The sequence below is a fragment of the [Empedobacter] haloabium genome, from assembly GCA_008011715.2.
In the GTDB taxonomy this organism is placed as follows: domain Bacteria; phylum Pseudomonadota; class Gammaproteobacteria; order Burkholderiales; family Burkholderiaceae_D; genus Rugamonas; species Rugamonas haloabia.
The window spans coordinates 4,776,317-4,795,406 of record CP136508.1; the positions used below are offsets into that span (position 1 = coordinate 4,776,317).

At 64.6% G+C, this 19,090-nt stretch carries 21 protein-coding genes; 4 read left to right on the plus strand and 17 right to left on the minus strand.

Translation table 11 applies throughout. The features are described 5' to 3' along the window. Positions 1–113: 113 nt before the first annotated feature. From E7V67_020930 to E7V67_020965, 8 genes are all read right to left on the minus strand, one after another. Positions 114–1,046, minus strand: coding sequence for a CysB family HTH-type transcriptional regulator (locus tag E7V67_020930; protein WUR12143.1), 933 nt, complete (start codon positions 1,044–1,046; stop codon positions 114–116). Next, complete coding sequence (locus E7V67_020935) at positions 1,043–2,119, minus strand: sulfate ABC transporter ATP-binding protein (GenBank protein ID WUR12144.1); 1,077 nt, start codon at positions 2,117–2,119, stop codon at positions 1,043–1,045. The genes E7V67_020930 and E7V67_020935 overlap by 4 nt, the downstream gene beginning before the upstream one ends. A 16-nt stretch (positions 2,120–2,135) precedes the next feature. After that, positions 2,136–3,011, minus strand: a complete 876-nt coding sequence (gene cysW / locus E7V67_020940; protein ID WUR12145.1) for a sulfate ABC transporter permease subunit CysW — start codon at positions 3,009–3,011, stop codon at positions 2,136–2,138. A gap of 1 nt (position 3,012) precedes the next feature. Continuing rightward, the gene (cysT, locus tag E7V67_020945) at positions 3,013–3,894 is read right to left on the minus strand and encodes a sulfate ABC transporter permease subunit CysT (protein WUR12146.1); all 882 of its coding nucleotides are present in this window, start codon (positions 3,892–3,894) and stop codon (positions 3,013–3,015) included. A 194-nt stretch (positions 3,895–4,088) separates the two neighbouring features. Next, complete coding sequence (locus tag E7V67_020950; protein WUR12147.1) at positions 4,089–4,727, minus strand: peroxiredoxin; 639 nt, start codon at positions 4,725–4,727, stop codon at positions 4,089–4,091. A 35-nt stretch (positions 4,728–4,762) separates the two neighbouring features. Then, a complete protein-coding gene (locus E7V67_020955; protein WUR12148.1) occupies positions 4,763–5,317 on the minus strand; it encodes an alpha/beta hydrolase in 555 nt (184 codons plus the stop codon). 10 nt (positions 5,318–5,327) lie between these two features. Next, the gene (locus E7V67_020960; GenBank protein ID WUR12149.1) at positions 5,328–6,323 is read right to left on the minus strand and encodes a sulfate ABC transporter substrate-binding protein; all 996 of its coding nucleotides are present in this window, start codon (positions 6,321–6,323) and stop codon (positions 5,328–5,330) included. A gap of 98 nt (positions 6,324–6,421) precedes the next feature. Next, positions 6,422–6,808, minus strand: coding sequence for a diacylglycerol kinase (locus tag E7V67_020965; GenBank protein ID WUR12150.1), 387 nt, complete (start codon positions 6,806–6,808; stop codon positions 6,422–6,424). Between the two features lie 106 nt (positions 6,809–6,914). Here E7V67_020965 and E7V67_020970 point away from each other — a divergent pair, with 106 nt between their 5' ends. Then, positions 6,915–7,697, plus strand: a complete 783-nt coding sequence (locus tag E7V67_020970) for an IclR family transcriptional regulator (protein WUR12151.1) — start codon at positions 6,915–6,917, stop codon at positions 7,695–7,697. Between the two features lie 75 nt (positions 7,698–7,772). Here the strand turns inward: E7V67_020970 and E7V67_020975 are convergent, their stop codons facing one another. The 3 genes from E7V67_020975 to E7V67_020985 form a co-directional block, all read right to left on the minus strand. Continuing rightward, positions 7,773–8,933, minus strand: coding sequence for a serine hydrolase (locus tag E7V67_020975; GenBank protein WUR12152.1), 1,161 nt, complete (start codon positions 8,931–8,933; stop codon positions 7,773–7,775). Positions 8,934–9,238: 305 nt separating this feature from the next. Next, positions 9,239–9,937: a nitroreductase gene (locus E7V67_020980; protein WUR12153.1), complete on the minus strand. Its 699-nt coding sequence runs from the start codon at positions 9,935–9,937 to the stop codon at positions 9,239–9,241. 24 nt (positions 9,938–9,961) lie between these two features. After that, positions 9,962–10,870 carry a DMT family transporter gene (locus E7V67_020985; GenBank protein WUR12154.1) on the minus strand — a complete coding sequence of 303 codons (909 nt, stop codon included), beginning with the start codon at positions 10,868–10,870 and terminating at the stop codon, positions 9,962–9,964. Between the two features lie 375 nt (positions 10,871–11,245). Between E7V67_020985 and E7V67_020990 the strand changes: the two genes are divergently transcribed. From E7V67_020990 to E7V67_021000, 3 genes are all read left to right on the plus strand, one after another. After that, the gene (locus E7V67_020990) at positions 11,246–11,815 is read left to right on the plus strand and encodes a phasin family protein (protein ID WUR12155.1); all 570 of its coding nucleotides are present in this window, start codon (positions 11,246–11,248) and stop codon (positions 11,813–11,815) included. A gap of 179 nt (positions 11,816–11,994) precedes the next feature. Then, positions 11,995–12,639 carry a PAS domain-containing protein gene (locus E7V67_020995; GenBank protein WUR12156.1) on the plus strand — a complete coding sequence of 215 codons (645 nt, stop codon included), beginning with the start codon at positions 11,995–11,997 and terminating at the stop codon, positions 12,637–12,639. Then, positions 12,636–13,604, plus strand: coding sequence for a threo-3-hydroxy-L-aspartate ammonia-lyase (locus E7V67_021000; GenBank protein ID WUR12157.1), 969 nt, complete (start codon positions 12,636–12,638; stop codon positions 13,602–13,604). Before E7V67_020995 ends, E7V67_021000 begins: the two co-directional genes overlap by 4 nt. Positions 13,605–13,683: 79 nt before the next feature. On the opposite strand, the gene E7V67_021005 is transcribed toward E7V67_021000, so the two are convergent. From E7V67_021005 to E7V67_021030, 6 genes are all read right to left on the minus strand, one after another. Further along, the gene (locus E7V67_021005; protein ID WUR12158.1) at positions 13,684–14,412 is read right to left on the minus strand and encodes an ABC transporter ATP-binding protein; all 729 of its coding nucleotides are present in this window, start codon (positions 14,410–14,412) and stop codon (positions 13,684–13,686) included. Then, on the minus strand, positions 14,412–15,179 hold the full coding sequence (locus E7V67_021010) for an ABC transporter ATP-binding protein (protein ID WUR12159.1): 768 nt from the start codon (positions 15,177–15,179) through the stop codon (positions 14,412–14,414). The genes E7V67_021005 and E7V67_021010 overlap by 1 nt, the downstream gene beginning before the upstream one ends. Positions 15,180–15,187: 8 nt before the next feature. Continuing rightward, positions 15,188–16,405 carry an ABC transporter ATP-binding protein gene (locus E7V67_021015; protein WUR12160.1) on the minus strand — a complete coding sequence of 406 codons (1,218 nt, stop codon included), beginning with the start codon at positions 16,403–16,405 and terminating at the stop codon, positions 15,188–15,190. Positions 16,406–16,414: 9 nt separating this feature from the next. Beyond that, positions 16,415–17,344: a branched-chain amino acid ABC transporter permease gene (locus E7V67_021020; GenBank protein WUR12161.1), complete on the minus strand. Its 930-nt coding sequence runs from the start codon at positions 17,342–17,344 to the stop codon at positions 16,415–16,417. Between the two features lie 344 nt (positions 17,345–17,688). Continuing rightward, positions 17,689–18,615 carry a 4-hydroxy-3-methylbut-2-enyl diphosphate reductase gene (ispH, locus tag E7V67_021025; protein ID WUR12162.1) on the minus strand — a complete coding sequence of 309 codons (927 nt, stop codon included), beginning with the start codon at positions 18,613–18,615 and terminating at the stop codon, positions 17,689–17,691. 10 nt (positions 18,616–18,625) lie between these two features. Further along, a complete protein-coding gene (locus tag E7V67_021030; GenBank protein WUR12163.1) occupies positions 18,626–19,069 on the minus strand; it encodes an FKBP-type peptidyl-prolyl cis-trans isomerase in 444 nt (147 codons plus the stop codon). Between the last annotated feature and the right edge of the window lie 21 nt (positions 19,070–19,090).

A 19,090-nucleotide genomic window follows, 5' to 3' on the forward strand; every position in this document is an offset into this window, starting at 1 on the left:
TGCCTCGGCCACGAACCCCGAAGAGCCGGGGTCAGACCCGCCGGGACTCGGCGTCCCCGTCTGACCCCAGTTTTCGGTATTGGGTTCTGTATGCCAACCTGCGCCTTGAAGCCTCAAGCCGCCTCGGCCCCCAACAACGCCTGCTCGATATCCCCGCGCTTCAACTCCGGCGCGAACTGTGCGATGAACTCGTACGCGTAGGCGCGCAGGTAGGCGCCGCGGCGCACGGCCAGCCGGGTCGTGTTGGCGGCGAACAGGTGCGAGGCCTCGATCGCGCGCAGGCCCTGGTCGCGGCCATGGTCGAACGCCATCGACGCCACCAGGCCCACGCCCAGGCCCAGCGCCACGTACTGCTTGATGACGTCCGAGTCCATCGCCGTCAGTACGATGTCCGGCCGCACGCCCGCCTTGTCGAACGCGTCGTCGATGTGGCCGCGGCCCGTGAAGCCCACGTCGTAGGTAATCAGCGGGAACTCGGCCAGGTCTTCCAGCCGCACTGGCGTCCGTTGCAGCAACGGGTGCCCTTCCGGCACCACGATCAGGTGAGTCCAGCGGTAGCACGGGAACGACACCAGGTCCGGAAACTGCGACAGGCCTTCGGTGGCGATGCCGATATCGGCCTTGCCCGACAGGACCCACTCGGCGATGTGCTCCGGCGCGCTTTGCTGCAGCGCGATGCGCACGTCCGGAAAGGCGTTGCGGAAGTGCTGCACGGCGCGCGGCAGCGCGTAGCGCGCCTGCGTGTGCGTGGCCGCCACCGTCAGGGTGCCGGTGCTCTGGCCCTTGTATTCGAGGCTGGCCTGCTGCAGGTTTTCCGCCTCGATCAGCAGGCGGTCGATGATCTTCAGGATGCCCTTGCCGGGCTCCGTCAGGCCCGTCAGGCGCTTGCCGTTGCGTTCGAAGATGACGACGCCCAGCTCGTCCTCCAGCTCGCGGATCTGGCGGCTCACGCCCGGCTGCGACGTGAACAGCGCGTTGGCCACTTCGGTCAGGTTGTAGTTGCGGCGCGCGGCCTCGCGGATGGAACGCAGTTGTTGGAAGTTCATATCGCGGCTCCTTCGTCGACGAACACGTGCAGGCGCTTCGGCCGCACGACCAGCGTCTCGCCCTCCTTCAGTTCGAGGTGGCGGAAGCGTTCGTTCGAGATGGTCGCTTCGATCAGCTGGGCGTTGTCGGTGCGCTCCAGGTCCAGCTGGGCCAGCGGGCCGATCGCATGCGCACGGCGCAGCTTGACGACGATGCCCTCGGCGCCCTGCTCGTAGCGGTCGATCTCCAGGTCGTGCGGGCGCACGTAGGCGGTGCCCTTGCCGTCCTGGACGGCGCGGTGCTGGTCCGGCACGTCGAAGTGCACGCCTTCGCTGGCCAGCACGCCGTCGTGCACGCGGCCATGGAACACGTTCACGTTACCCAGGAAGCCGTACACGAACGGCGAGGCCGGATGGTTGTACACCTCGTCCGGGGCGCCCAGCTGCTCGACCCGGCCCTTGTTCATCAGCACCACCTGGTCGGCCACTTCCAGCGCCTCTTCCTGGTCGTGCGTGACGAAGATCGACGTCACGTGCAGGTCGTCGTGCAGGCGGCGCAGCCAGCGGCGCAGCTCCTTGCGCACCTTCGCGTCGAGCGCGCCGAACGGTTCGTCCAGCAGCAGCACGCGCGGCTCCACCGCCAGCGCGCGCGCCAGCGCGATGCGCTGGCGCTGGCCGCCGGAGAGTTGGGGCGGATAGCGGTCGGCCAGCCAGTCCAGCTGCACCAGCTCCAGCAGGTCCTTCACTTTCCGACGGATCTGTTCTTCCGAGGGCCGCTCGGCGCGCGGCTTGACGCGCAGGCCGAAGGCCACGTTCTCGAACACCGTCATGTGCTTGAACAGCGCGTAGTGCTGGAACACGAAGCCCACCTGGCGCTCGCGCACGTGGCGTGCCGAGGCGTCCTCGCCATCGAGCAGCACCTGGCCCGAGTCCGGGTGCTCCAGGCCGGCGATGCAGCGCAGCAGCGTGGTCTTGCCGCAGCCCGAAGGGCCCAGCAGCGCCGTCAGCTCGCCCGCCGGGAAGTCCAGCGACACGTTGTTCAGCGCGATGAAGTCGCCGAAACGCTTGTTGATGTTCTTGACTGCGATCGTCATGTCAGAGCTCCGGTGTTCAGTGTTCGTTCGTGTCGTCGGCACGGCTCTCGTGCAGGCGCCATTCGATAAAGGTCTTCAGGGCCAGGGTGACCAGCGCCAGCAGCGCCAGCAGCGAAGCGACGGCAAACGCGGCCACGAAGTTGTATTCGTTGTAGAGGATCTCGACCTGCAGCGGCATCGTGTTGGTCTCGCCGCGGATATGGCCCGACACCACCGAGACGGCGCCGAACTCGCCCATCGCGCGGGCGTTACACAGGATCACGCCATACAGCAGGCCCCATTTGATGTTCGGCAGCGTCACGCGGAAGAAGGTCTGCCAGCCGGATGCGCCCAGCACCACGGCCGCCTCCTCTTCCTCGCTGCCCTGCGCCTGCATCAGCGGGATCAATTCGCGCGCGACGAACGGGAAGGTGATGAAGATCGTCGCCAGCACGATGCCTGGCACCGCGAACAGGATCTTGATGTCGTGCGCGGCCAGCCACTCGCCGAACCAGCCCTGGGCACCGAACAGCAGCACGTAGATCAGGCCCGAGATCACCGGCGAGACGGAGAACGGCAGGTCGATCAAGGTCAGCAGCAAGCTCTTGCCGCGGAACTCGAACTTGGCCACGGCCCACGACGCGGCCACGCCGAACACGAGGTTCAGCGGCACGGCGATGCCGGCGGCGATCAGGGTCAGCTTGATGGCGGAGATCGCGTCCTCGTCGACGATCGCTTCCACGTACGTTTGCCAGCCCTTGCGCAGCGCCTCGGTGAAGACGGCCACCAGCGGCACGAACAGGAACAGGGTCAGGAACGCCAGCGCGACGGCCAGCAGCGCCCAGCGCACCCAGGCGGGTTCGAGGACGTCGGATACGGTCGGCAGTTCGCCGCGGCGGGTGGAGGCACTCATCTTATTTCCCCGATTTGCCGCGCGCCCAGGCCTGCAGCAGGTTGATGGTCAACAGCATGATGAACGAGACGATCAGCATGACGACGGCGATCGCCGTGGCGCCCGTGTAGTCGTACTGTTCCAGCTTGGTGATGATGAACAGCGGCGTGATCTCCGAGACCATCGGCATGTTCCCGGCGATGAAGATGACGGAGCCGTACTCGCCCGTGGCGCGGGCGAACGCCAGCGCGAAGCCCGTCATCAGCGACGGCAGGATGGTGGGGAACACGACCTTCACGAAGGTCTGCAGCGACGAGGCGCCCAGCGAGGCGGCTGCCTCTTCCAGTTCGCGCTCGGCGTCCTCCAGCACCGGCTGCACGGTGCGCACGACGAACGGCAGGCCGATGAAGGTCAGCGCCAGCACGACGCCCAGCGGCGTGAACGCCACCTTGATGCCCAGCGTGCCCTCGATGTACTGGCCCAGCCAGCCGTTCGACGAGTACAGCGCCGTCAGCGTGATGCCGGCGACGGCGGTGGGCAGCGCGAACGGCAGGTCCACCAGGGCGTCGACCAGGCGCTTGCCGGGGAAGCGGTAACGCACCAGCACCCAGGCCACGATGCCGCCGAAGATCACGTTGAGGAAGGCGGCGATCAGGGATGCGCCGAAGGTCAGGCGGTAGGAGGCCAGCACGCGCTCGGACGTGACGGCGCTCCAGAACGCCTCCCACGTCATCGTGAACGTCTTCAGGAACACGGCCGACAGCGGGATCAGGACGATCAGCGTCAGATAGAAGATGGTAAAGCCCAGCGAAAGCTTAAAGCCGGGCATGACGCGGTACGGCGCGCGGCGCTTCCCCTTGGCTTCGAACGGCACCGGCTGTGCGACCGGCAGGACTGCGGACATGGTGGCCCCTCTTATTACATTTTCGGATAATGAGGCCGAATAATCGCAGAGAGGCGATATAAACCAAACTATGCTTTTGTCATTTGCTTAGATGCCGGATGGGATATAAAAAAGTTGCCTGGAAAATGGGGACAGACCCCATTTTCCAGGCAACGTTTCCCGAAAAATGGGGTCTGTCCCCATTTTTGGAGCAATTATTTGTTTGGCTGCGGCGTCAGGCGCAGGTATGGCCGTGGCGCGTTGTAGCCTTTCGGGTACTTCTGCTTGATCACTTCAGGGTCCTGCACCGTCAGCGGGATGATGACGTCGTCGCCATCTTTCCAGTTGCCCGGCGTGGCCACGGTGTGCTTGTCCGTCAGCTGCAGCGCGTCGATCACGCGCAATACTTCGTCGAAGTTGCGGCCCGTGCTCATCGGGTAGGTGATCTGCAGGCGGATCTTCTTGGCCGGGTCGATCACGAACAGCGAACGCACCGTCGCCGTGGCCGATTGCTCCGGGTGGATCATGTCGTACAGGGTGGCGACCTTGCGGTCGGCATCGGCGATGATCGGGAAGCCCACCACCGTCTGCTGGGTTTCCTCGATGTCACGGATCCAGTCCTTGTGCGCGTCGGCCGGGTCCACCGACAGCGCGATTGCCTTGACGTTGCGCTTGTCGAACTCGGGCTTGAGCTTGGCGGTCAGGCCCAGCTCCGTCGTGCAGACGGGCGTGAAGTCGGCCGGGTGGGAGAACAGGACCACCCAGGAATCGCCGGCCCACTCGTGGAACTTCAGGCGGCCAATGGTGGAATCCTGCTCGAAATCGGGTGCGGTGTCGCCGAGGCGTAAGGTCATGTGGGTCTCCAGGTAAAAGTTACGTTGTGCAATCGTCAATAGGCGGACAGCGCATTGTGCGCCCGTTCGGCCAGCGATTGCAACTGCTGCTGGCCGAACAGCCAGTCGCCCAGGCCGGACTCGGCGTTGATATGGCCCAGCTCGCCGACTTCGACGAAGGTGGCGCCCCAGCGCCCGGCCCAGGCACGGGCGCGCTCCAGTGGCATCCAGGGGTCGTTGCTGCTGGCGATGACGATCGACGGGCACGGCAGTTCGCCGTGGGGCAGCAGGTCGGCCACGCCGAACTTGTCGGGGTCGGCCGGCGCCACCAGCAGCAGGCCGGCGACGTGTTCCGGGTCCTGCGCCACGCTGCGTACCGAGGCCAGGCAGCCGAAGCTGTGCGCGACGATCAGGGTGGGTTTGCGCTCGACCTGGCGCGCCGCGTCGACGCGGCCGCTCCAGGCCGGCAGGTCGGGCACGCTCCAGTCGCGCTGTTCGATGCGCTGGAACGCGGGATACAGGCGCTGCCAGCGACTCTGCCAATGGTCCGGCCCGCTGTTGTCCAGGCCGGGCGCGACCAGCACGCGGTATGGCGAGAGTTGCGCTGGCATGCATGCCTCCTTATTTCTGGTAGATCTGGTCGAACACGCCGCCGTCGGCGAAGTGCGTCTTCTGGGCGCGGGTCCAGTCGCCGGCCACGTCGCCCAGCGTGAACAGCTTCACGTTGGGGAACTGCGCCGCGTACTTCTTCGCTTCCTTCTCCACCGTCGGGCGGTAGTAGTTCTTGGCAATCAGTTCCTGCGCCGCGTCGGTGTACAGGAAGTTCAGGTAGGCCTCGGCCACCTTGCGGGTGCCGCGCTTGTCGACCACCTTGTCGACGATGGCGACGGGCGGCTCGGCCAGGATCGACACCGACGGCGCCACGATCTGCACCTTGTCCGGACCCAGTTCCTTGATCGCCAGCAGCGCTTCGTTCTCCCAGGCGATCAACACGTCGCCGATGCCGCGCTCGACGAAGGTCGTCGTGGCGCCGCGCGCGCCGGAATCGAGCACGGGCACGTTCTTGTACAGCTTTTTCAGGTATTCGCGCGCGGTGGCGTCGTTGCCGCCCGGCTGGCGCAGCGCGTAGCCGTAGGCCGCCAGGTGGTTCCAGCGCGCGCCGCCCGAGGTTTTCGGGTTCGGCGTGATGACCTGGATGCCCGGTTTGACCAGGTCGCCCCAGTCCTTGATGCCCTTCGGATTGCCCTTGCGGACGAGGAACACGATGGTCGAGCTGTACGGCGTGGAATTCTTGGCCAGGCGCTTCTGCCAGTCCTTGTTGACGAGGCCACGCTCGGCGATGGCGTCGATGTCGTACGCCAGCGCCAGGGTGACGACGTCCGCTTCCAGGCCGTCGATGACGGCGCGGCCCTGCTTGCCGGAGCCGCCGTGCGATTGCTTGATCTTGACGTTGTCGCCCGTCTTCGCCTTCCACTCCTTGGCGAACGCCTCGTTGACGTCCTGGTACAGCTCGCGGGTCGGGTCGTAGGAAACGTTGAGCAGGCTGATGTCCGCGGCCTGGGCAGTCAGGGACAGTGCCAGGGCGGCGGCAAGCGCGGTAAGTTTTTTGGACAGCATCGAAATCCCCTTATGTTCGGAGATTGCAGAGTATCCGCCCTGCTTATAAAAGAGAACTAATGTTTAGTTGAATCCATATGCCAAACAAGCATAAGGAATCAGTAAAACCGATTGAAGAGCACGACGACCCAGGTGGCCAGCGCCAGCCCGCAGCTCAACAATACAGCTGCGCTGCCGAAATCCTTGGCGTTTTTCGACAGCGGATGGCGCTCCAGCGAGATGCGGTCCACCACCGCCTCGATGGCCGAATTGATCAGTTCGACGATCAGCACGATGACCAGCACGCCGACCAGCGCCAGCTTCTGGAACGCCGAGATCGGCAGCAGCGTGGCGACGATGCCGCCAACGATGAACAAGGTGAGCTCCTGGCGGAACGCGTGCTCATGGCGCCACGCCGACTTCAGGCCGTCCACCGAATAGAAAAACGCGGACAGGATGCGTTTCAGGCCGCTTTTGCTCTTGAATTCACTGACGGGTTCTGACATGACGATAACGTAAAGAAATGGTGCGCCATTATAGCGATCCGGCCCGGAATTCCCATTTTTTTCACATCATGGTATAAAGGGACAGGAAGATACCGCACTGCACAACATGAAAATCGAACCCGTCCCGGAACAGAAGACCACCATCCAGGTCATCGAGCGCATGGTCGCGCTGCTGGATGCGCTGGCCAAATACCCCGATCCCGTCAGCCTGAAGGAATTGTCGAAGGTCTCCGGCCTGCACCCGTCGACGGCGCACCGCATCCTGAACGACATGGTGCTGACGCGCTTCGTCGACCGCATCGAGCCCGGCACGTATCGCCTGGGCATGCGCCTCCTGGAGCTGGGCAACGTCGTCAAGAGCCGCCTGTCGGTCCGCGAGGCGGCCCTGGACTTCATGCGCTCGCTGCACAAGAAGACCCAGCAGACCATCAATCTTTCCGTGCGCCAGGGCGACGAGATCGTCTACATCGATCGTGCCTTTTCCGAGCGCTCGGGCATGCAGGTCGTGCGCGCCATCGGCGGGCGCGGTCCGCTGCACCTGACCTCCACCGGCAAGCTGTTCCTGTCGGTGGACGAGCCGAAGGCCATCCGCGCCTACGCCACCCGCACGGGGCTGGCGGGCCACAACAAGAATTCCATTACGGACCTGGGCAAGCTCGAGCGCGAGCTGTCGCTGGTGCGGGCACGCGGCTACGCGCGCGACAACGAGGAACTGGAACTGGGCGTGCGCTGCATGGCGGCCGGCATCCGCGACGACAGCGGCAAGCTGGTGGCGGGGCTGTCGATCTCGGCGCCGGCGGACCGGCTGCAGGAGGAGTGGTTGGAAGACCTCGTCAATACGGCCAACCAGATTTCGGCGACGTTGGGGTATCGGCCGGTGGCTGAGTAGAGTGAACCCCTGGGGTCAGGCACCTATTTTCGGGTCGAAGACCCAAAAATAGGTGCCTGACCCCGGTGTTTCCTTTTACATGCCGCCTGCTCTCGGCGCGACCATGCTGGTGCTGTAGATGCCAGCGCCGCCGGAGCCGCCCGTTACCGTGGCGCCGGAAGCATCCGAGAAGCCCGGCGGCTTCAACGCCGCCAGCCATTTGCGCATGCGCATCGCGTCCGCCACGCGGGCCGCCGTGCCCTTTGCGTCCAGCAGCACCATGATGACTGCGCGGCCCTCGATCACCGCCTGCATCATGACGCAGCGCCCTGCTTCGTTGATGAAACCGGTTTTCTGCAGCCCGATCTCCCAGCCCGAGTTCGGCGTCACCAGGCCATTCGTCGTGCCGAACTGCACGGGACGGCCGTTGCGCTCGACAATCGCTTTCGGGTCGGTCGAGAACTCGCGCAGGATCGGGTGCTGGTAGGCCGCCAGCGCCAGCTTGGCCAGGTCGCGCGCGCTGGCCACGTTCCGCTTGGACAATCCGCTCGAGTCCACGTAATGCGTGTCGTGCATGCCCAGCGCCTGCGCCTTGGCGTTCATCGCCTCGACAAACGCGGGCAGCCCGCCCGGATAATTGCGGCCCAGCGCGGAAGCAGCGCGGTTTTCCGAGCTCATCAGCGCGATATGCAGCATATTGCGGCGCGTCAGCTGGTCGCCCACCTTCAGGCGCGAGCTGGAGAACTTGGCGCGGTCGACGTCCTCGTCGGTCACCGTCAGCACCTCGTCCATGTCCTGGTTGGCTTCGACGACGACCAGGCCCGTCATCATCTTGGTGATGGACGCGATCGGCAGCGCCACATTGGCGTTCTTCTCGAACAGCACCTCGGAATTGCTCTGGTCGAGCACCAGGGCCACATTCGATTTCAGGTCGAGCGGGTCGCGCGTCAGGTTCAGGCCGGCCAGGTCGCCCATCGTCGGACGCGCCACGGCCGCAGCCAGCACCGGCGCCGCCGTCGTGATGCGCTGGTAGACCACCTTGCGCTTGCCGCGCTCAGTCACGATGCGGCGCACGATGCGCTCGCGCGGCTCGGCCGAGAACTTGGCGGCGCGGCGCACGCCGGCCTTGGCCACCTTGCCCTGCTTCTTGACGACGACCTTCTTGACACTCTTCTTGACCGGCGCGGCGTACACGGCCGGGGCCGGTACCGACAGGCACAGCGCGGAAACCAGAGCACCCACGATCAGCTTATACATAATCTTCCCCGCAAAACTCGGCAGCCGCGTTCCTCGAAAACCCGCCTGCGCTGGATGAGAGTCCCGCCGCACCCGCCGCGCCGCCGTTGCTGCTGCACAGGTCGGTCGCCGAACGGGGCCCGGCACGTCCGCGGCGGCGCCTGGCGCCGGGCCGCGGTGGTCGAGGTCCCATAACATTCGTTGCAGTGTAGCAAAACGCGGAGCGACAGCAAACGGAATTCACATTGTCGCGTCCAATGTCTGATCAAGCATAAAACACTTTCGCCTGTCCTGATGCAGACGTACAACGGAAACACAACAGATTGTCAAGCCTCGAGAAACTTGACGAAACCGTCCAGTGGCTCGCGCTCCGTCACCAGGCCGTTCTCGACCCTGGAAGGATCGGCAACGCCCAGCGCCATGCCGCACACCACCATTTCATTGTCGGGTAATGCCAGCCGCTCTGCAATGATGCGATGGAATTGTGTCCATGCCGCCTGAGGGCAGGTGTCCAGGCCCCGGCCCCGCGCCGCCACCATGATGTTCTGCAGGAACATGCCATAGTCCAGCCAGGAACCCTGCTCCATGATGCGGTCGATCGTGAAGATCAGGCCGACGGGCGCGTCGAAGAAGCGGAAGTTGCGGGCGTGCTGGGCCGCCATGCCTTCCTTGTTCTCGCGCGTCAGGCCCAGCAGCGCATACAGGTCCCAGCCGACCTTGCGGCGGCGGTCGATGAACGGCGATTTCCATTCGCGCGGGTAGTAAGCGTACTCTTCCTTGTGCTGCGCGTTCTGGTCCGGATCGAGGTAGGCGGCCGTGACGGCGTCGCACAGGCCGTCACGCGCGGCGCCCGTCAGCACATACACCTTCCACGGCTGCGTATTGGTACCGGAGGGCGCGCGGCGCGCCACGTCCAGGATCGCGGCGACGTCTTCCAGCGCGACCGGCGTGGGCAGGAAGGCGCGAATCGAACGGCGCGATGCGATGGCGGCGTCCACCGCCTGTTGTTCCGGAGTCGAAATCATCGGGTCCTCTATCTCTATATAAGTTCAGGTTTTCCTGCCGACGACCAGCATCACGCCCAGTACGGCCAGCACCATGCCGGCGATGCCCAGCGGGCTGAACGCCTCGCCGAACATCAGCCAGGCCATGACGGCGGTCGTCGGCGGCGTCAGGTACATCAGGCTCGTCACCTGAGTGGCGTCGGAGCGGCGAATCAGCGCAAACAGCAGGAAAATGGCACCGATCGACAATGCCAGCACCGACCACAGCAGCGCTCCGACGAAGCGCGGCGTCCAGTCCACGCTGGCCAGCGCCGGCGTCAGGTCCTCGAACGCGACGGCAAACGGCAGCACGACGATAGCCGAGGCGGCAAACTGGATGACGGTGCCAACCCGCAGGTCGAATTGCGGGCAATAGTGTTTCTGGTACAAGGTGCCGGCCGTGATCGACAGCAGCGCGCCCGTGCACAGCGCCAGGGCTGGCCAGCTCAGGCCGACCAAGGACATCTTGGCGGCCACGACCAGCGCAACGCCACCGATGCCGCACAATAGGCCCAGCCATTGACGCGGGCGCACGCGCTCGCCCACCAGCGGTGCCGCGATGGCCGTCAGGATGGGTTGCATGCCGACGATCAGGGCCGACAAGCCGGCCGGCATGCCGGCCTTGATGGCGCACCAGACGCCAGCCAGGTAGCCTGCCTGCAGCAGGATGCCGGCGACGGCGATATGGCCGACCTTGCCGCGCGGCCAGGGCGCCCGCATCAGCGCGATCAGCGGCCCCAGAATGACCAGCACGCCGGCAAAGCGCAGCAGCAGGAACGTCAACGGTGGCGCGTACGGCAGGCCGAACTTGGCCACGATGAATCCCGTACTCCAAAGGAACACGAAAAACAGCGGAACAGGCGACAGGAAGGCATGGCGCGGCGTTGTCTGCGCGGCAATTGACGAATGAGTCATCGGGCCAGTCTACCATGGCCGCCCGAGCCCGGCAGATGGCTCAAAAAATTCCGTTGTGCAATGCGGTAGTGACGCCGAGAAAAATGATTGCGCTCTCTTTGCATTGCCACGGTAGAGATGCCTTTGTGCAACGCACAAAATACGCTTGACTTAAATTTCAGCACCCGTAGAATGGGCGATGTTGCGTTGCACAATAGCTGTTCGGACCAAGAACGTCGGTAGCAAAAAATAAGTAGGCAACAGGAGCGACAGCTCAGGCAGCACCAGTAGTACAGCTGGCAATCACAGCAAGTAGTCTGCAGGAACTTCAACCACAGGAACCTGAGAGCCCCCAACAGGGGTCATTCACGTCCACTACTATATTTGGAGAGTCTAATGTTTTCGATCCCAGAACAATTTTCCAATGCGACCAAGGCCAATCTCGAAAGCCAGTTCGCCATCTTTTCCGCGCTGACCAACAAGGCGTTCGAAAGCGTCGAGAAGATCGTCGAGCTGAACCTGTCCACCGCCAAGGCATCGCTGGAGGACTCCTCCGCGGCCGCCAAGCAGCTGCTGTCCGCCAAGGACCCACAGGAATTCTTCTCGCTGACCGCCGCCCGCGCCCAGCCGAACGCTGAAAAAGCCATCGCCTACAGCCGCAGCCTGGCGACGATCGCCACCGGCACGACCGCTGAGTTCTCGCGCGCCGCCGAAACGCAGATCCTGGAAACCAATCGCAAGGTCATCTCCCTGGTCGACGAAGTGTCCAAGAACGCACCGGCCGGCACCGAAAACGCCGTGGCCCTGTTCAAGTCCGCCCTGGGCAGCGCCAATGCCGGCTACGAGCAGTTCACCCGCACGGCCAAGCAAGCCAGCGACGCCATCGAAGCCAACGTCAACGCTGCCGTGAACCAGTTCACCGCCGCCGTCAAATCGGCCCCGACGGCCACTGCCAACGCGGCTTAACGACTGCGTTAACGTCTACGAAGTCATCGCCGGGCGCGTGCCCGGCCATCGCTGTATCAGGTCTCCTCGGCATCCGTGGATCCTCTCAGCGGATGTCCTTCCAGGCCCCGGCACTGCCGGGGCTTCTTTTTTGCCCAGGGAGTATACAGAAAATCCAAAAGAAGATAATCTGTATACCCATGACCTCACGTACACCCGAACAGCAGCACCTGCTGAACCAGCTGACCTGCATCGCCGAAGGCCTGGGCCGCGCGCTGGCGCCCTTCTGCGAAGTCATCGTCAATGATTTGCTGGCCCCGGACCAGGCCGTGGTGGCGATCCACAACAACCAGTCCGGCCGCGCCGTTGGCGATCCCGCCACCGAACTGGGGCTGGCGCGCATTGCCGATCCGGCCCTGCCCCAGGTGCTGGCCAACTACCCCAACCGCTTTCCCGACGGCCGGCCCTGCAAGGGCACGTCGATCGGCATCCGCGACAGCGCCGGCAACTACGTCGCCGCCCTGTGCCTGAACGTGGACCTGACGCCCGTGCTGAACGTGCAGGCGCTGCTGGCCCAGTTCGCCAGCACGGAGGGCACGGCGCCGGTCAGCGAATCCCTGGCCCCGGCCGGCGCGGCGGCGCTGCGCCAGCATATCGACGGTTTCGCCGCCCGCCATGGCACCACGGCACGCGCGTTGAAGGCGGACGAGCGCCGGGCACTGCTGCGCGAACTGAAGGAGGTTGGCCTGACCGAAATGCGGCGGGCGATGGAAACCATCGCGGGCCACCTCGGCGTGTCGCGCGCCACCGTTTACAAGGATTTCAACTCTCAAGGAAAACCATGACCGAACTGAAGCTTCCTACATATGACGACGTCGTCGCGGCTGCAGGCCGCATCGCCGGCCTGGCCAACCGCACACCGGTGCTGACATCGCGCACGGCCGACGAGGAACTGGGCGCGCAGGTGTTCTTCAAGGCCGAAAACCTGCAGCGCACCGGCGCGTTCAAATTCCGCGGCGCCACCAATGCGCTGGCGCGGCTGGACGCGGCGCAGCGCCAGGCCGGCGTGGTCGCCTTCTCGTCCGGCAACCATGCGCAAGGCATGGCGCTGGCAGCGAAGCTGTTGGGGATTCCGGTCACCATCGTCATGCCGCATGATGCGCCGGCGCTGAAGGTGGCTGCAACGCGCGGCTATGGCGCCACCGTCGTCATCTATGATCGCTACAAGGAAGACCGCGAGCAGATCGGCCGCGAGCTGGCGCAGAAACACGGTCTGGCGCTGATTCCGCCGTACGACCACTTCGACGTGATCGCCGGCCAGGGCACGGCCGCGAAGGAGCTGTTCGAGGAGGTCGGCGAGCTGGATTACTTCTTTGTCTGCATGGGCGGCGGCGGGCTGCTGTCCGGCTCGGCGCTGGCGACGCGGGCCCTGTCGCCCCGCTGCAAGCTGTACGGCGTGGAGCCGGAAGCGGGCAACGATGGCCAGCAGTCGTTCCGCAAGGGAGAAATCGTGCACATCGACACGCCGCAAACGATCGCCGACGGCGCCCAGACCCAGCACATGGGACAGCTGACGTTCCCCATCGTGCGGCGCGACGTGGACGACATCCTGACGGCCACCGACGCCCAGCTGGTCGACGTCATGCGCTTCTATGCATCGCGCATGAAGATCATCGTCGAACCGACCGGTTGCCTGAGCTACGCGGCCGCGCGCGAGATGAAGGACCAGCTGCGCGGCAAGAAGGTGGGCATCCTGATCAGCGGCGGCAACGTCGACCTGGCCCGCTTCGCCCAGCTGGTCGCGCAATAGCCAGGGAAAATGGGGACAGACCCCATTTTCTCGGAAACATTTCTCAAAAAATGGGGTCTGTCCCCATTTTCCAGGCAACTTACTCGCCGAGGTAGGCCGCCTTCACCCGCGGGTCGTCCAGCATGTCGCTGGCATTGCCCGTCATCGTGATGACGCCCGAGTCCATCACGTAGCCGCGGTGCGCGGCCTGCAACGCCAGCTTGGCGTTCTGCTCGACCAGCAGGATCGTGATGCCTTCCTTCGACACGTTGCGGATCACCTCGAAGATCTTGTCCACCATGATCGGCGACAGGCCCATCGACGGCTCGTCCAGCAGCAGCAGGTGCGGATGGCACATCAGCGCGCGCGCCATCGCCAGCATCTGCTGCTCGCCGCCGGACAGGGTGCCGGCCAGCTGGCCCGCGCGTTCCTTCAGGCGCGGGAAGATGTCGAACCACTTGGCGATGTCGGCCTCGACGCCCGCCTTGTCGTTGCGGGTGTAGGCGCCCATCATCAGGTTTTCCTGGATCGTCATGCGCGTGAAGACGCCGCGCCCTTCCGGCACCATCGCCAGCTTGCGCTCGACCAGGTGGAAGCTCTGCGTGCCCTTCAGCGACTGGCCCAGGTAGGAAATCGTGCCCTCGACCTTGCAGGCCGGCAAGGTGCCGGTAATGGCTTTCAACGTTGTCGTCTTGCCGGCGCCGTTGGCGCCGATCAGCGTGACCAGCTCGCCTTCGTTCACTTCCAGGTCGATGCCCTTGACGGCCTTGATGCCGCCGTACGCGACCTTCAAGCCGGAGATCTTCAGGACATTGTTCGTGGCACCCATCAGTGCGATCCTCCCAGATAGGCGTCGATGACGGCCTGGTTGCTTTGAATTTCGTGTGGCAGGCCTTCGGCGATGCGCTTGCCGTATTCCAGCACCGTGATGCGGTCGCACAGGCCCATCATCAGCTTGACGTCGTGCTCGATCAGCAGCACCGTCTTGCCCTCGGCCTTGATCTTGACCAGCAGCTCGCGCAGCGCCAGCTTCTCGGTGGCGTTCATGCCGGCGGCCGGCTCGTCCAGTGCCAGCAGTTGCGGATCGGTCGCCAGCGCGCGGGCGATCTCGAGCCGGCGCTGGTCGCCGTAGGACAGGTATTTCGACGTGCGGCTGGCGAACTGGCCGATGCCGACGAAGTCCAGCAGCTCCTGCGCGCGGCGGCGGATCGACGCTTCTTCTTCACGCGCCGCCTTGTGGCGGAAGATGGCGCCCAGCACGCCCTGGTGCGAGCGCACGTGGCGGCCCACCATGACGTTCTCCAGCGCCGTCATCTCGCCGAACAGGCGGATGTTCTGGAAGGTGCGGGCAATGCCGGCCTTGGCCACGGTATGCGGCGCGGATGGCGAATAGGGCTTGCCGGCCAGCTCGAAGGTGCCGGTGTCCGGCTGGTACAGCCCGGTGATGACGTTGAAGAACGTCGTCTTGCCGGCCCCGTTCGGGCCGATCAGGCCGTAGATCTGGCCCCGTTCGATCTTGATGCCGACGTCGGTCAGCGCTTGCAGGCCGCCGAAACGCTTGTTGACGCCCTGGATATTCAGAATGACTTCGCTCATGGACTTCCTCAGGCAGGCACGACGCCGGACGATTGATCTTTGGTATCGGAATCGGCATCGGGCCGGTCCTCGTGCTTCGGCGACGGCCACAGGCCGGCCGGACGCGTCAGCATGATCAGCACCATCGCCAGGCCGTACAGCAACTGGCGCAGCACTTCCGCCTCGATCAGGATCTGGCCGAACAGCTGCTGCTGCAGCGGCTCGACGACATGGCGCAGCACTTCCGGCAGCGCCGCCAGCAGCGCGCCGCCCAGCACGACGCCAGGAATGTGGCCGATACCGCCCAGCACCACCATCGCCAGCACGGCGATCGATTCGGTCAGCGAGAACGATTCCGGCGACACGAAGCCCTGGAACGCGGCGAACATGGCACCGGCCACGCCGCCGAACGACGCGCCCATCGAGAATGCCAGCAGCTTGACGTTGCGGGTATTGATGCCCATCGCCTTGGCGGCGATCTCGTCCTCGCGGATCGCGACCCAGGCACGGCCCAGGCGCGAGTGCTGCAGGCGCGACGTCATGAAGATCGTGACGATCGTCAGCAGCAGGAACAGGAAGTAATACGCGTTGACCGACGGGATCGACAGCGAACCCACCTGCACCATCGCGCCGGAACCGGCGGCACCGGCCAGGTCGACGCCGAACACCTTGATCGGATCGATCAGGTTGATGCCCTGCGGACCGTTGGTGATGTTGATCGGGTCGTTCAGGTTGTTCATGAAGATGCGGATGATCTCGCCGAAGCCCAGGGTGACGATGGCCAGGTAGTCGCCGCGCAGCTTCAGGGTCGGCGCGCCGAGGATCGCGCCGAACAACGCGGCCAGCAGCGCGGCCAGCGGCACGATGAACCATACCGACAGGTGGATGCCGTTGGTGCGGATGTCGTCGCCCAGCACCGCGGCCAGCGCCTCGCCGGTGCCCGGATGCAGGTTGATCAGCGACTCCAGCAGCACGGCGAACTGGGGCGAGGCCAACAGGCCGGTCAGGTAGGCGCCCAGCGCGTAGAAGGCGATATAGCCCAGGTCCAAGAGGCCGGCAAAGCCGACCACCACGTTCAGGCCCAGCGCCAGCATGATGTACAGCAGCGCCAGGTCGGCGATGCGCACCCACGAGTTGCCGAAGTTCTGCGCGAAGAACGGGAACGCGAGCATGACGACCAGCAGCAGCGCCAGGCTCGTGTAGGCCTTGCGCGGGTTCTTGGCGGTATCGAAATTGAGCAGTGCCATGGTCTCTCCTTAAGCCCGGTCCGCCACGCGCTCGCCCATGATGCCGGACGGCCGCACGGTCAGCACGAGGATCAGCACGATGAACGCGAAAATGTCCTGGTAGTGGCTGCCCAGGAAGCCGCCGGTGAAGTCGCCGATGTAGCCGGCGCCCAGGCTCTCGATAATGCCCAGCACGATGCCGCCGATCATGGCGCCATAGATGTTGCCGATACCGCCCAGCACCGCCGCGCAGAAGGCCTTCAGGCCGGGAATCGTGCCCATCGCGAACTGGATCGACGCATAGTTGGCGCCCCACATCACGCCGGCCACGGCGGCCAGCGCGGCGCCGATGGCGAAGGTGTAGACGATGACGCGGTTCGAATCGACGCCCATCAGGCCGGCAACCCGCGGGTTCTCCGCGACGGCGCGCATGGCACGGCCCATCTTGGTTTTCTCGACCAGCAGCACCAGGCCGCCCATCGACAGCGCGGCCAGCGCCAGCAGCAGAACCTGCGTGATGCTGATGACGGCACCACCCACGGCGATCGGCTCGGTGGACAGCAGTTGCGGGAACGGCAGCGGGTTGCGGCCCCAGATCATCATCGCGAACGTCTGCAGCAGGATCGACATGCCGATCGCGGTGATCAGCGGCGCCAGCCGGGGCGCGTTGCGCAGCCGTCGGTAGGCGATGCGTTCGATCAGCACATTGACGATCATGCAGCAGGGAATGGCACCCAGGATGGCGATCAGCAGCTGCAGGCCGCCGGACATTTCAGGGAAGTGGGCGCCGAGGATGTTCAGGATCGTCAGGCCGACCATGGCGCCGATCATCAGCACGTCGCCATGGGCAAAGTTGATGAGGTTCAAAACGCCGTACACCATCGTGTAGCCCAGCGCGACCAGTGCGTACATGCTGCCCAGCACCAGCCCGTTGATGATTTGTTGGATGAAAGTATCCATCGTGAGATTGCCCCTTCAGTGCGCGGCGACGGTGGATGGTGTCCCGTCCTGCTGCCGCTGCGTAATAAAAACGGCACCCGGGAAGCTTCCCGCGTGCCGCCGTGTTCCGCCCTGTTCCGCTGTGCCGGTCAACCGGCTGACAGTGCTTCCAAGCGATCCTGGTCCGGCCGCTTCGCAGAAAGCAGTCGGAATGGCAATTTTTCCAAGCGTTCGCAATCATAGCGATTCCGCGCAAAAACTAAACGTGGAAAAATCGGAGCAATTCTAAATTAAATTCAGCTCTGGTGTGGCTTTCTCATCAACAGACGTTGCAAAAATGTTGTATGGATGACTTGACTTGCTCGTCAGGTCAGTCCTTTCGGCAGCGGGAAGGTCACGTTTTCCTCGACGCCTTCCAGCGGCCGCACGCTTTTCACGCCCAGCTCCTTGAGCCGGTCGATGACGGCCTGGACCAGCACCTCGGGCGCCGACGCGCCGGCCGTCACGCCCACGCGGCGGAAACCTTCCAGCCAGGCTGGATCGATCTGCTCGGCGCGGTCGACCATATAGGCCGGCGTACCCATCTTCTGCGCCACCTCGCGCAGACGGTTCGAGTTGGAGCTGTTCGGGCTGCCGACGACGATGACGACTTCCACCTGCGGTGCCATGAACTTCACGGCTTCCTGGCGGTTCGTGGTGGCGTAGCAGATGTCGCCCTTCTTCGGCTCCTGGATGTTCGGGAAGCGCGCCTTCAAGGCGGCGATGATCTCGGCCGTGTCGTCCACCGACAATGTGGTCTGCGACACGTAGGCCAGGTGGTCGGGATTGGCCACCTGCAGCGCGGCGACGTCCTCGACCGTCTCGACGAGATGCATGCCCTCTTCCGCCTGGCCCATCGTGCCTTCGACTTCCGGGTGGCCGTCATGGCCGATCATGACGATCTCGTAGCCGGTCTTGCGCATCTTGGCCACTTCCACGTGCACTTTCGTCACCAGCGGGCAGGTGGCGTCGAAGATCGACAGGCCGCGCGCTTCCGCCTCGGCCCGTACTGCCTTCGAGACGCCATGCGCCGAGAACACCAGCGTGTTGCCGGCCGGGACATCGTCCAGCTCCTCGATGAAGATGGCGCCCTTGGCGCGCAGGTCGGCCACCACGTAGGCGTTGTGGACGATCTCGTGGCGCACGTAGATCGGCGAGCCGAACTGCTTCAGCGCGCGCTCGACGATTTCGATGGCACGGTCGACGCCGGCGCAAAAGCCGCGCGGCTGGGCCAGCAGGATTTCTTTGTCCATGGAGATTCGATTACAGAACGGAGATAAGGTTCACTTCGAAGCGCACCGGCTGGCCAGCCAACGGGTGATTGAAGTCGAAAATGGCGGCATCGTCGCGCAACTCGCGCAAGATGCCCGCAAAGCGGCCGCCGCCCGGCGCCGCGAAGTCGACCAGGTCGCCGACCTTGTAGTCGGCGCCCGGCACGGAATTCTCGTCCAAGGTCGCGCGCGACACCGGCTGGATCAGGTCGGGATTGCGCGGACCGAAGCCGACGCCCGGTTCCAGGTCGAACGTCTTGTGCGTGCCTTCCGGCAGGCCGATCAGCAGTTCCTCCAGCACGGGCGCCAGCTGCCCTTGGCCCAGCATCAGCGTGGCCGGGTTGCCGTTGAAGGTGGTGACGATATCGGTGCCGTCCAGCGTGGCGAGACGGTAGTGCAGCGTAAGGTAGGCAGAGGGTGTGACGACGTTGGACATGGCGGTTCGGTGAGCTTGCAA

Excerpts from the sequence above, each read along its gene's own strand:
- E7V67_020980 (WUR12153.1), bottom strand. The coding sequence starts at position 9,937 with ATGATTTCGACTCCGGAACAACAGGCGGTGGACGCCGCCATCGCATCG.
- E7V67_020955 (WUR12148.1), bottom strand. The coding sequence starts at position 5,317 with ATGCCAGCGCAACTCTCGCCATACCGCGTGCTGGTCGCGCCCGGCCTG.
- E7V67_021000 (WUR12157.1), top strand. The coding sequence starts at position 12,636 with ATGACCGAACTGAAGCTTCCTACATATGACGACGTCGTCGCGGCTGCA.
- E7V67_021005 (WUR12158.1), bottom strand. The coding sequence starts at position 14,412 with ATGGGTGCCACGAACAATGTCCTGAAGATCTCCGGCTTGAAGGTCGCG.
- cysT (WUR12146.1), bottom strand. The coding sequence starts at position 3,894 with ATGTCCGCAGTCCTGCCGGTCGCACAGCCGGTGCCGTTCGAAGCCAAG.
- E7V67_020935 (WUR12144.1), bottom strand. The coding sequence starts at position 2,119 with ATGACGATCGCAGTCAAGAACATCAACAAGCGTTTCGGCGACTTCATC.
- E7V67_021030 (WUR12163.1), bottom strand. The coding sequence starts at position 19,069 with ATGTCCAACGTCGTCACACCCTCTGCCTACCTTACGCTGCACTACCGT.
- E7V67_020930 (WUR12143.1), bottom strand. The coding sequence starts at position 1,046 with ATGAACTTCCAACAACTGCGTTCCATCCGCGAGGCCGCGCGCCGCAAC.
- ispH (WUR12162.1), bottom strand. The coding sequence starts at position 18,615 with ATGGACAAAGAAATCCTGCTGGCCCAGCCGCGCGGCTTTTGCGCCGGC.
- E7V67_021015 (WUR12160.1), bottom strand. The coding sequence starts at position 16,405 with ATGGCACTGCTCAATTTCGATACCGCCAAGAACCCGCGCAAGGCCTAC.
- E7V67_020950 (WUR12147.1), bottom strand. The coding sequence starts at position 4,727 with ATGACCTTACGCCTCGGCGACACCGCACCCGATTTCGAGCAGGATTCC.
- E7V67_020965 (WUR12150.1), bottom strand. The coding sequence starts at position 6,808 with ATGTCAGAACCCGTCAGTGAATTCAAGAGCAAAAGCGGCCTGAAACGC.
- E7V67_020970 (WUR12151.1), top strand. The coding sequence starts at position 6,915 with ATGAAAATCGAACCCGTCCCGGAACAGAAGACCACCATCCAGGTCATC.
- cysW (WUR12145.1), bottom strand. The coding sequence starts at position 3,011 with ATGAGTGCCTCCACCCGCCGCGGCGAACTGCCGACCGTATCCGACGTC.
- E7V67_020960 (WUR12149.1), bottom strand. The coding sequence starts at position 6,323 with ATGCTGTCCAAAAAACTTACCGCGCTTGCCGCCGCCCTGGCACTGTCC.
- E7V67_020985 (WUR12154.1), bottom strand. The coding sequence starts at position 10,870 with ATGACTCATTCGTCAATTGCCGCGCAGACAACGCCGCGCCATGCCTTC.
- E7V67_020990 (WUR12155.1), top strand. The coding sequence starts at position 11,246 with ATGTTTTCGATCCCAGAACAATTTTCCAATGCGACCAAGGCCAATCTC.
- E7V67_020995 (WUR12156.1), top strand. The coding sequence starts at position 11,995 with ATGACCTCACGTACACCCGAACAGCAGCACCTGCTGAACCAGCTGACC.
- E7V67_021020 (WUR12161.1), bottom strand. The coding sequence starts at position 17,344 with ATGGATACTTTCATCCAACAAATCATCAACGGGCTGGTGCTGGGCAGC.
- E7V67_021010 (WUR12159.1), bottom strand. The coding sequence starts at position 15,179 with ATGAGCGAAGTCATTCTGAATATCCAGGGCGTCAACAAGCGTTTCGGC.
- E7V67_020975 (WUR12152.1), bottom strand. The coding sequence starts at position 8,933 with ATGTATAAGCTGATCGTGGGTGCTCTGGTTTCCGCGCTGTGCCTGTCG.